We start from the raw sequence: 11,208 nt of genomic DNA on the forward strand, positions 1-11,208 counted from the left end.
ACTGGTTGTCCACAGCCTGTGGAGGCGTCGATGCGGTGGTTGGTGGGGTGGAGCAGCACCGCCGCGGGAGCCGCCCGGATCGGTTCGGCGGGCGCGACCGGTCTCGACGGCGAGACCCTGCACCCCGTCGGCTCCCAACTCCTGTGGGGCGACCCGGATCCGCTGTGGGCCGTCGGCGACTGGCGCCCCGACGAGGTCCGGCTGGTCTCCGCCGACGCCCAGACCCGCATCGCCGTCCTCGGCACCTGCGGCGCCACCGACGAGGAGCTGCGCCTCGGGCTGTTCACCGCGCGCGGAGGGGCACTTCGCCATCTGACGGCCTGGCCCGGCAGCTACACGGCGGTCGTCCAGGCCGGCCGGCGCATCACGGTCTGCGGCGACCTGGCGGGCGCGAGACCCGTCTTCCACACCCCCTGGGCGGGCGGCACCGCCTATGCGACCGCCGCCCTGCCGCTGGCCGACCTCATCGAGGCCAACCTCGACTTCGGCCACCTCGCCGCCCTGCTGGCCGCCCCCGACGTACCGGCCGCACTGCACGACTCCACCCCGTACGACGGGGTGCGCCGCATCCCGCCGGGACACGCGCTCATCCTGCGCGCCGGGGCCCGCGAGGTCGCCGGCTACGAGCAGGTCGCCTCGCTGGCCGTCGCCGCGCCGCCCGCCGACCCCGACCGCGCGGTGGACGCCGTCCGTGACGCCCTGGTGGAGGCCGTGCGCGCCCGCCTCGCCGCCCCGCGGCACGTGCCCGGCGCCGACATCGACCCCGGGCCCGTCCCCGGCATGGGCCCCGCCGAACGGCGTGCCGCGCGCGGGATGCCGGTGCCCGGCATCGGGGCCGATCTGTCGGGCGGTCCCGCCTCGGGGACGCTGGCACTGCTGGCGGCCGGACTGCCCGGGAGGCCGGGGACGGTGCTGGGACACGGCACGGGTGCCGGCGAGCGGCTGCTGGCGGTCACCTTCAACGATCTGGCGGTGGGCGGCCGGGAGGCCGAACTGGAGCGGGCCGGGGCGCTGGCCGCCAACCCGCGCTTCCACCACGTGGTGGTGGCGGGCGGCGAGGAGACCCTGCCCTACGCCGCCCTGGAAGGCCCCCTGACCGACGAGCCCGGCGCCAGCCTGGTGACGGCCGCCCGGCACCGCGCCCGGCTCGCCTCCGGCAGCGCGGACCACCTCACCGGCTACGGCGCCCGCCAGGTGCTCGACGCCCACCCGGCCCGCCTCGCCGACCTGCTGATGGACCGCCAAAGGCGGCATCTGGTCCGGCCGGTGGCCGCCCTCGCCAAGGCCGACGGGTCCGTACTGGTCCCCGCGCGCGTGTACGCCGCGGCCCGGCGGCTCGCCCGCACGCCCTACGGGTCGGGCCTGGAGCACCTCGCCGAGCGGCTGCTGCAGAAGCGCTTCGAGGAACCCGGCGGCGCCGTCGGTGCCTCACTCGCCGCGCTGACCTGGGCCAGGCCCGGTCCGGCGGCCCGGTGGCTGACGGGCGAGGCACTGGCTGAAGTATCGATTCGCTTGCAGGGGGCCACCCATCGCTCCGGCGCCGGGCTCGGACCGGGCCAGCGGCCGGGCGACTTCCGCGCGCGGGCCGCCCTCGCCCGCACGGCCGCCGACATCCGGGTACTGGAGCAGGCCGCGGAGATCCGCTTCCAGCGCCTGCACGCCCCCTTCCTCGACAACCAGGTCGTCCGGGCCTGCCGTGCCCTGCCGGAGGCCCTGCGGGTCCAGCCCGGGGCGCGCGCCTCGATCCTGCGCAGGGTCCTGCAGGGCGCCGGCGTCACCGAGCTCCCGCCCGGCTGGGGCGCCCCCTCCCACGCCCCCGCGGCGGCCGCCGCCCGGGCCGGCCTCCGGGTCGCGGTCGACTCCCTGATGACGCTGTTCGACACGCCCCTGCTGGCGGAGGCGGGCCTGGTCGAGGCCCGTGTCGTCCGCAAGGCACTGCGCGCCGCCACCCAGGGCGAGCCGCTCCCCCTGGACGGCCTGGCGGACCTCGTCTCCCTGGAGCTGTGGCTACGACGGCTGCTGGCCCGGCGGGGCACCTGCTGGACCGGGACACCGGCACGCGCGCGTGCGGTGCCCTCGGGGATCACACCGCGGCGGGGAGCACTGGCGTCCGGCGGATGAGCGTCACCTGCACCGGAACTTCGACTCCGCCCAGTCCGCCACGGCCAGGCTGTCGAAGGGGCCGTGCGGTGCGACGACCAGGCGCACCGTGCTGTGCCCGGTGAGGTTCACCTCCACGGGAGTCGCCGCGTCCCCGCCCCGGATCAGGCCGGACTTCCAGAGCAGGGTGCCGTCGGCGTAGACGGCGAAGCGGACCCGTCCCAGGCCCAGCGTCGAGTCGTCGACGCCCACCAGGGCCTCGTACGAGGTGCACGCGCGATTGAGGTCGACGGTGACGGACGACCGGGCGTGCACGGTCACCCCGTGCGCGTACCGCGTCCCGCCGATCGACAGACCGTGGCGCTGCCAGACCCAGCTGCTGCCGCTCAGCCGCAGTTCGGGCTCGGTGCCGTCGCCCACGACGTCGTACGCGAGATCACCGAGGTGGTACGAGGCGGGCGGCGGGGGAGGCGCGGGCGCCGGGGGCGGAGTCGGGGCCGGCGTCGGGGTGGGGGACGGCGGCGGTGTCGGGGCCGGCTCGGACGGGGGCGTGGGTGCGGGGCTGGGCTTCGGGGCCGGGGAGGGGGTGGGCCTCGGGGGCGGGCCGGCCGCCGGGACGACCGGCGGCGCGGGCGGCGCGGGGGGTGCCAGGGGCGGCTCCGGGGCCGGCTCCGACGGGGTGCGCGTGGGTGGTTCGGGCTGGGCCGCCGGGGCCGAGGCGGGGGGCTTGGCGGCCGGCTTGCCGTCGGCGGGCTGGTCGTCGCCCGCCAGGGCGAGGGCCACCACCGCGATCGCCGTGGCGACGACGCCCGCGGCGATCCCGGCCTTCACGGGCGCTCCGAGGCCCTCCGAGGCCGCCGCGCCGCCCCCGCCGGACGAGCCGCCCGCCGCCGAGCCGCCGGCGCCGGACGCACCGGCCGCCGCCGCGCCCGCTCCCGAGCCGCCGGCACCGGACGCACCGGCAGCCGCCCCACCCGCTCCCGAGCCGCCGGCCGCCGCTCCGGCCGCCGAGCCGCCTGCCGCCGAACCGCCCGTGGCGGAAACGGCCCCCGCCGCCCCCGCCGCCCCGGCTCCGCCCGCGACGAGCCCGGCCACCTTCGCGTAACCGGCGGCGCCGAACCAGCCGACGACGGCGACCGGCACCACCGCGGGGATGCTGCTCGCGAGGTCCTCGATCTGGCTCGCCGCCAGCCGGCACTTCGCGCACTCCTCCAGGTGCTTGCGCAACCCCCGCTCGGCCCGGGTGCGCAGCCTGCGCCGGGCGTACGTGCCGAGCTGGTCGGCGTAGCGGGCGCACTCCTCGTCGCTGGTGAGCGTGGCGCTGACATGGGCCTGGAGATAGGCCTGCTTGAGACCCTCGCGGGCGCGGCTGGCGAGGACACGGGTGCCGTTGGCGTCCAGCCCGAAGAGCGTGGCGACCTCGCTCGGGGACTCCTCCTCGACCTCGGTGTGCCACAGGACGGCCTGCCAGCGCTCCGGCAGCGAACGGAACGCCCGCATGGCCAGCGACTGTTCGGCGGCGTGCATGGCCCGCACGTCCGCGCCCAGGTCCAGGGTGTCGGTGTCGGAGACCTCGGAGGCCCGGCCGGCCTCGGCGGCGAACACCGCGAAGTCGTCCACCAGTTGCTCGCGTCGCGCGGTGCTCGTCCAGTTCGCGGCCACGCGCCGGACGGTGGTCAGCAGATAGGCCCGTACGGCGTGCTTCGGGCCGTGTCCGCCGCGCACCGCCTGGAGCACGCGCGCGAAGACCTCGGCGGTGAGGTCGTCGGCGGTGTGCGGATCACGGCAGCACGTGCGCGCGTACCGGCGTACGGCCTCCGCGTGGCGGCGGTACAGCTCCTCGTAGGCGCTGTCGTCGCCCGCGCGCATCCGGCCGAGCAACTCGGCGTCGGAGGGCGGCAGCTCGATCGGCGGCGGCAGGACGCCGTCCTCCCGCCGGTCGCGTTGCGCCGGTACCTGGGGCGCGGGCAGGCCGCCGGCCTCGCCCTCCCCGTCACCGCGTGACTCGTCCCGGTCACCGCGTGACCCGTCCCGCCCGTCAAAGCTCATCGCGGAAAGCCCCCGCCGCCTGCCCAACCCGTCCCGATCAGGGCCAGGTTGCCATATTGGCTTTTGTTCAGGAGGTGGTCGTAGGAACCATCCACCCGTCCGTGGCGCCCGGTCGTGAGCCAGTGCTAGGACTCAGCCGTTCGGGGCGGGCAACGGACCACCCGGGCGACCGGGTTGGGCAGGAGGACGAAGTACGAGCCGGGTGCGGAAGACGTGCGGACGAGGCGTGGGCGGGTGACGCCCACGCCCGCCGTCACACCGGCCGCGACCGCAGGCCCTCCAGGAGGATGTCCAGCAGCCGTGCCGAGGCCGCCGCCTGCTGCGCCGCGTCGGGCAGCGCGGGTGCCGCCGTCGCGATCACCAGCAGGACGTCGGAGACCGACACGTCCGGCCGCAGTGCGCCCGCCGCGCGCGCCCGCTCCACGAGCTGACCCACCACGTCGAGCAGTGCCGCCGCGCCGGCGTCGTCCCCGGCCGTCGACGGCTCCGGCACCAGCCGCAGTTCACCGCCACCGGGCTGGGTCCGCTGCTGCGGCACGCGCGCCCCGTCGAGCTCGTCCTCCTCGCTGACGCCGACCCGCAGCACCTGCGGCGGCAGCAGCCGCCCGGCGCCGGACGCCACCGACGTGCGCAGGAAGCGCGAGAGGGCCGACCACGGCTCGTCCTCCTGACCGAGCGCCGCCCGGGCCTGGTCGGTCAGCCGGGAGGTCTCCTCCTCGGCTATCCGCCGCACCAGGACGTCCTTGCTCGGGAAGCGGCGGTACACCGTGCCGACGCCCACACGGGCGCGGCGTGCCACGTCCTCCATCGGCGCGCCGTAGCCGAGTTCGCCGAAGACCTCGCGCGCGGCCCGCAGTACGTGTTCGAGATTGCGCTGTGCGTCCACCCGCAGCGGCGCGGTCCGCGGGCCGTCCCCGCGTCCGTTGCTCGCCGCCGCGACCGCGCCACCAGGTGCGACGGCAGTCGCGGATGACCAACGAGAGTCCTGAATCTGCATACGAAATCCCCCGGTAATGATGTCTCCCCCCGGAGACACTCCCCGCATTCGGCAGCCGGAGCGCCGGGAACAGGCCCCTACCGCGAGCCTGCCCGCCGGGCCACCGGGGTCGCCCGTCGCGCACCCGAGAACCGACGAGCGCATCCCCCTACACCCCGTCGACACACGAACATAGTTGAGAGGCAGTCAATTCAGAAGGGGCAGGTTCCGCACGGAGCGCCCCCCGATCGGAGTACGGGTCGTATACGTCCCGATTGCGCCCCCTTGCTCCACCCGGCTCACACCTCCTGACCTGCGTGACTCCCGCACGACCGGCCGTTTCGGCCAACCATGGGCTCGCTCCCAGCCCGGTCACACAAATTGTCGAGGCTGTGGACAAACGCAAGCGCCGGGTGCGTCATGGGATGGTGAAGGAACGTGCGCGCATTCTCGTTGTCGGCGGCGGCTACGTCGGGATGTACACGGCCCTGCGCCTGCAGCGGAAGCTGAGGCGGGAGCTCGGCCGGGGCGAGGTCGAGATCACGGTCGTCACCCCCGACCCTTATATGACCTATCAGCCGTTCCTCCCCGAGGCGGCCGCCGGTTCCATCTCCCCGCGCCACGTCGTGGTGCCCCTGCGCCGCGTCCTGCCCGACTGCCGGGTGATCGTCGGCGAGGTCCGCTCCGTCCAGCACGCCACACGCCTGGCGACCCTCGCGACCCTGGCCACCGAGGAGGAGGGCGCCGGCCTCGAACCGCTGCCGTACGACGAACTGGTCCTCGCCCCCGGCTCGGTGTCGCGGGCCCTGCCGGTGCCCGGCCTCGCCGACCACGGCATCGGCTTCAAGACCGTCGAGGAGGCCATCGGCCTGCGCAACCACGTCCTCGAGCAGATGGACATCGCCTCCTCCACCCGCGACCCCGACATCCGCGACGCGGCCCTCACCTTCGTCTTCGTCGGCGGCGGCTACGCCGGCGTCGAAGCCCTCGGCGAGCTGGAGGACATGGCCCGCTACGCCACGCGCTACTACCACAACATCCGCCCCGAGGACCTGAAGTGGATCCTCGTCGAGGCGACCGGCCGCATCCTCCCCGAGGTGGGCGAGGAACTCGGCCGCTACACGATCACCGAGCTGCGCCGCCGCAACATCCAGGTCCTCCTGGAGACCCGCCTGGAGTCCTGCGCCGACCGGGTGGCGGTGCTCAGCGACGGCCAGCGCTTCCCCACGCGTACGGTCGTCTGGACGGCCGGCGTCAAACCCCACCCCCTGCTCGCCGCCACCGACCTGCCGCGCAACGGCCGGGGCCGCCTGCGGTGCACCCCGGAGCTCGCCGTCGAGGGGCACGCGCACGCGTGGGCCGCCGGTGACGCCGCCGCCGTCCCCGACGTCACGGCCGGCGCGCCCGGCGCGGAGTGCGCCCCCAACGCCCAGCACGCGCTCCGCCAGGCGAAGGTTCTGGGCGACAACGTCGTCCGCTCCCTGCGCGGCGAGCCCCTCCGGACGTACGCGCACAAGTACGCCGGCTCGGTCGCCTCCCTCGGACTGCACAAGGGCGTCGCCCATGTCTACGGGCGCAAGGTGAAGGGCTACCCCGCGTGGTTCATACACCGGGCCTACCACCTGAGCAGGGTGCCGACCTTCAACCGCAAGGCGCGCGTGCTCGCCGAATGGGTCCTCGCCGGCCTCTTCAAACGGGAGATCGTCTCCCTCGGTTCACTCGAACATCCCCGAGCGGAGTTCGAACTCGCGGCCGGTGGAAAGCCTCCTTACGACCCGAAGGGGTCGACCTGACCTTCACGAGGAACTCCTACGGCCACCCCCGCGTCTGACGGATGTCGGCCCGGTCGGCCACACTGCCAGACTGGTCCCCGCGCCGGGGCGGACCGACGCCCACCCCGGCCACCGAACCCACGAGGCTTTTCCCAAGTGCTGCACTTCCCAGGGGCCATGACACGGCACAGCCACCGCCATGCCACCCCCGGGGGACCGGGCCAGGTCCGGAGCCGGTCGACGACGACTACACGAGGCAAGGATTCGTGAACTTCACGCGCTGGAGCGCCCGGCTCCCCGGAACGCAGCGCCGCGCCGCAGCGCGGACCGACCAGGCGGTCACACCGGACCGCCGCGGGGACGGCTCCGTCCCCGCGGCCCGCGCCGAACAGCTGACCGACGACCCGCCGTCGACGCCCGCCGTCGACGAACTGCCCGTGCGCGAGGTCCTGGAGCGCGTCCCCGCACTCGTCGCCCTCGTCCACGGCCCCGACCACCGCCTCGCCTACGTCAACGACGCCTACGCCACGGCCTTCGGCGGCCGCCCGGTCGGCGAACCGGCGGGCGACGCGCTCCCCGAACTCCGCGAGCTCGGCCTGCTGCCCCTCCTCGACCAGGTCCTGCGCAGCGGCAAGCCCCGCACGGTCAAGTCCCGCAAGGCCCCCGACGGCCGCTCCTACACCTTCACCTGCACCCCGGTGGCCGACGGCGAAGGAGCCGGCGTCCTGGTCTTCGCCACCGACGTCACCGACCACGCCGAGGCCGCCGAGCGGGTCAGAGCCAGCGAACGCCGCCAGCGCGAGACGGCCGTGACCCTCCAGAGGTCTCTGCTCCCCCAGGAACTCGAACAGCCGGACGACCTGCGCATCGCCGTCGCCTACCAGCCGGGCGGCACGGAGGCCGCGGTCGGCGGCGACTGGTACGACGTGATCACCCTCGGCGGCGGCCGCACCGCCCTGGTGATCGGGGACGTCATGGGCAGGGGCGTGCGCGCCGCGGCGGTCATGGGCCAGCTCCGCACCGCCGTCCGCGCCTACGCCCGCCTCGACCTCCCTCCGCACGAGGTCCTCCAGCTGCTCGACGGCCTCGCCACGGAGATCGACCCCCACCAGATCGCCACCTGCGTGTACGCGGTCCACGACCCGAACGAGGGCCGGCTGGTCTACGCGTCCGCGGGCCACCTCCCGATCCTCGTCCGCGACGAGAACGGCACGGTCCTGCGCGCGGACGAGCCCAACGGCCCCCCGCTGGGCACCGGCGGCTGGATGCACGCCTCGGGCTCGGTCCCGCTCGCCCCCGGATCCACGGCCGTCCTCTACACCGACGGCCTGGTCGAACGCCGGGACGCCGACCTGGACGAGGGCATCGAGGCGCTCCAGCGCGCCCTGGCCGGGGCCAGGGGCACGACCCAGGTGATCTGCGACCGCCTGCTCCGCTCGGCCGGTGTCACCGCCGACCACGACGACGACGTGGCCGTCCTGGTCCTCCAGCACCCGGCGCGCACCGGCGCCGACGGCGAGCTCTTCCGCAACGCCGCGCTGGAACTGCTCGGCGGCGTCGAAGCGGCCCCCCGCGCGCGTGCCTTCGCCTCCGGCGTCCTCAGCAGCTGGCGCTTCCCGGCCGAGCTGCACGACCTGGGCGTCCTGGCCGCCAGCGAACTGGTGGCCAACTCCCTCCAGCACGGCACCCCGCCGATGCGGCTGCGCCTGCGCCGTACCGACCGCCGTCTGATCGTCGAGGTCACCGACGGCGACGACCACCTGCCCCGTCGCCGCCGGGCGGAACCGGGCGACGAGTCGGGCCGAGGCATCGCGATCGTCGCGACGATCGCCTCCGCCTGGGGCAGCCGCAGAACACCGGGCGGCGGAAAGGCGGTGTGGTGCGAGTTCGCCCTGCCGAACAAGCAGGCATGACCCCTCGGACGCCTGACACCGCCCGACGGCGTGACCCCGGCGGGGGTTACGCCTCCGCCGGCACCGGCTCCTGGGCCCCGCCCCGCGTGACGATACGGCTGCGCGCCCGCCACGGCTGGTCCTGCGCCTCGGTCAGCTGCCGCCCCAGCCGCACCGCCAGCACGGTGATGCCCAGCGAGAACAGCAGGAACGTCACGATGTACGGCGCGTGCAGCGAGGCCCCCATGGGCCCGCCCACCGCCGGCCCGACGGCCAGCGCCAGCTGCTTCACCAGGGCGAACGCGGAGTTGTACTGCCCCGCCATCCCCTGCGGCGCCAGATCGGCGACGAGCGGGGCCACCGTCGGCGACAGCATCGCCTCACCGAGCCCGAACAGCGCGTACGTGGAGACGAAGGCGGCCGTCGCCATCTCCTGACTGCCGTGCCCCAGACCGGCGTACCCCGCGGTGAGCCAGGCCACGGCCCAGATCAGTCCCACGAGGGCGATCATCCGCGACCGCCGGCGCCGCTCGACGAACCTCAGCACCAGGAACTGCGCCACGACGATCATCGCGGTGTTGGCGGCCAGCGCGGTCCCCAGCGCGGACGTGGAGATCCCGGCGGCCTCGACGCCGTACGCGCTGAGCCCCGACTCGAACTGTCCGTAGCAGGCGAAGAACAGCGCGAACCCGAGCACGCTCAGCTGCACCATCGCCCGGTTCCCCAGCAGCTGCTTCCAGCCGCCCTTCGCAGAGGCGGCGGCCGCGGGGGCTTCCTCGATCCGCGGCGAGCGCGGCATCCGCACGGTCGCCATCACCACGACCAGCAGCAGGAACATCGCCGCCTCGATCGCGAACAGCAGCGTGAACGACGACACGCGCGTGGCGTCGACGAGGTGCCCTCCGATGAGTCCGCCCACGCCGAGCCCGAGGTTCTGCAGGAAGAACTGCGTCGCGAACGCCCGCGACCGCGTCTGTGCCGACGAGCAGTCCACGATCATCGTCGCCAGCGCCGGCTGCATCACGGCCTGCCCGGCACCGAGCGCCGCCGCCGACAGCAGTACGGCGGTCGCGTTGCTCGCGAGCCCCAGGCTCAGCGCCCCCACGGCGGCGGTGACCAGGGCGGCGAGCAGAACCGGCAGCGGGCCGCGCCGGACGATGGCACGCCCGGCGAACGGCAGCACGATCAGCGCGGCCACGGCGAAGACGGCGAGCACCAGCCCCGCCGTCACGGCCCCCAGTCCCCGCACCTGCGCCACATAGACGTACAGGTAGGGGACGGTGAAGCCGAGCCCGAAGGCGCTGAGTGCGTTACCCACGTGGATCCGGCGCATCGCTGCGCCCATCGCCCTGGTCACGTTCACCTCTCTCAGGATGGTGAAGTCTCCAGAGGTTAGGGCTGAAGACTTCAAAGCTAAACTTCAGAGGTAAAGAGTACATACAGAAGGACTTCAACGCCAACGGGCCCGTGCCATACTCGATCCATGGGCGACACCCCCGGCGCCGCAGAGCCGACCCTTGAAGAACAGATCGCGGCCTACCAGCGCGAGTTCCAGGACCTGGATCCACAGGTCGAGAAGATCGTCTCGGCGTTGTCACGGCTCAACCGCCGTATGAACGTCGCCTACGGCCGCCAGACCGCGGCCCTCGGCATCAGCAACGCCGAGTGGGAGGTCCTCAAGGCGCTCGTCCTCTCCGGGGCCCCCTACCGGATGGGCCCCAGCGAACTCGCGAAGCGTCTCGGCCTCACGCCGGCCGCGATGACCCATCGCATCGACCGCATGGTCGCCGAGGGGCTGGTGACCCGGGAGCGGGACGAGAACAACCGCGTACGCGTGATCGTGGAGCTGACCGCCGAGGGCCGCGAGAAGTGGCTGGAGGCGATGCGTCTCGCGACGGTCTTCGAGGAGGACCTCCTCCAGGACCTGTCCCCGGACGACCGGACGGCCCTCGGCGAGGTCCTCACCAGGCTCCTCCGCCGGGTGGAGCACGCCCAGCCGGACGCGGGCGGTCGCCTCAGCGACCTGGACTGACCAGGGCTTCCCGCTCCTTACGAGGGGATGGACGGGCGATGCTTGACAGTGGCCCGGCCGATCCGTAAAGTTCTCCGGGTTGCCACGGAGCCGTAACGGTTCTCCGGCAGCACCTCCCGCCGCGCGAGCGGCAATCAAACCACCAGCACGACCTCCCCACGGGAACAATTTCGGCATGCCCGAATTGAATTCCGAATGGGACTCGGCGGCCCGATCGGCTCGATTGGGAATCACCGAGAGGATCCGCTAAGGTTTGAGACGTCGGAACGGCCGAAGGGCCGGGAAGGCAAATCCCGCTGACTGGGGATCAGGTCGAGAAAAGATCTGATAGAGTCGGAAACGCAAGACCGAAGGGAAGCGCCCGGAGGAAAGCCGCGAGAGAGATTC

The 11,208-nt window shown here is 74.0% G+C and carries 7 protein-coding genes; 4 read left to right on the forward strand and 3 right to left on the reverse strand.

Annotation, left to right across the window (positions count from 1 at the left end; genetic code table 11):
- The first annotated feature begins 30 nt into the window (after window positions 1-30).
- Window positions 31-2,121: an asparagine synthase-related protein gene (locus ACZ7LV_RS34790; protein ID WP_471945355.1), complete on the forward strand. Its 2,091-nt coding sequence runs from the start codon at window positions 31-33 to the stop codon at window positions 2,119-2,121.
- Between the two features lie 3 nt (window positions 2,122-2,124).
- Here ACZ7LV_RS34790 and ACZ7LV_RS34795 read toward each other — a convergent pair whose 3' ends face one another.
- Window positions 2,125-4,149 (reverse strand): sigma-70 family RNA polymerase sigma factor, encoded by a 2,025-nt coding sequence (locus ACZ7LV_RS34795; RefSeq protein ID WP_471945356.1) that lies wholly within the window; start codon window positions 4,147-4,149, stop codon window positions 2,125-2,127.
- Between the two features lie 253 nt (window positions 4,150-4,402).
- Window positions 4,403-5,146: a TetR/AcrR family transcriptional regulator gene (locus ACZ7LV_RS34800; RefSeq protein WP_471945357.1), complete on the reverse strand. Its 744-nt coding sequence runs from the start codon at window positions 5,144-5,146 to the stop codon at window positions 4,403-4,405.
- A gap of 404 nt (window positions 5,147-5,550) precedes the next feature.
- On the opposite strand from ACZ7LV_RS34800, the gene ACZ7LV_RS34805 reads away from it, so the two are divergent.
- On the forward strand, window positions 5,551-6,918 hold the full coding sequence (locus tag ACZ7LV_RS34805) for an NAD(P)/FAD-dependent oxidoreductase (protein ID WP_471945358.1): 1,368 nt from the start codon (window positions 5,551-5,553) through the stop codon (window positions 6,916-6,918).
- Window positions 6,919-7,163: 245 nt separating this feature from the next.
- A complete protein-coding gene (locus ACZ7LV_RS34810; protein ID WP_471945359.1) occupies window positions 7,164-8,810 on the forward strand; it encodes an ATP-binding SpoIIE family protein phosphatase in 1,647 nt (548 codons plus the stop codon).
- A 46-nt stretch (window positions 8,811-8,856) separates the two neighbouring features.
- Here ACZ7LV_RS34810 and ACZ7LV_RS34815 read toward each other — a convergent pair whose 3' ends face one another.
- The gene (locus ACZ7LV_RS34815) at window positions 8,857-10,134 is read right to left on the reverse strand and encodes an MFS transporter (protein WP_471945365.1); all 1,278 of its coding nucleotides are present in this window, start codon (window positions 10,132-10,134) and stop codon (window positions 8,857-8,859) included.
- 138 nt (window positions 10,135-10,272) lie between these two features.
- On the opposite strand from ACZ7LV_RS34815, the gene ACZ7LV_RS34820 reads away from it, so the two are divergent.
- Window positions 10,273-10,821, forward strand: coding sequence for a MarR family winged helix-turn-helix transcriptional regulator (locus ACZ7LV_RS34820; protein ID WP_401674527.1), 549 nt, complete (start codon window positions 10,273-10,275; stop codon window positions 10,819-10,821).
- Window positions 10,822-11,208: the final 387 nt, after the last annotated feature.

The sequence above is a fragment of the Streptomyces sp. NPDC107562 genome (assembly GCF_055657325.1).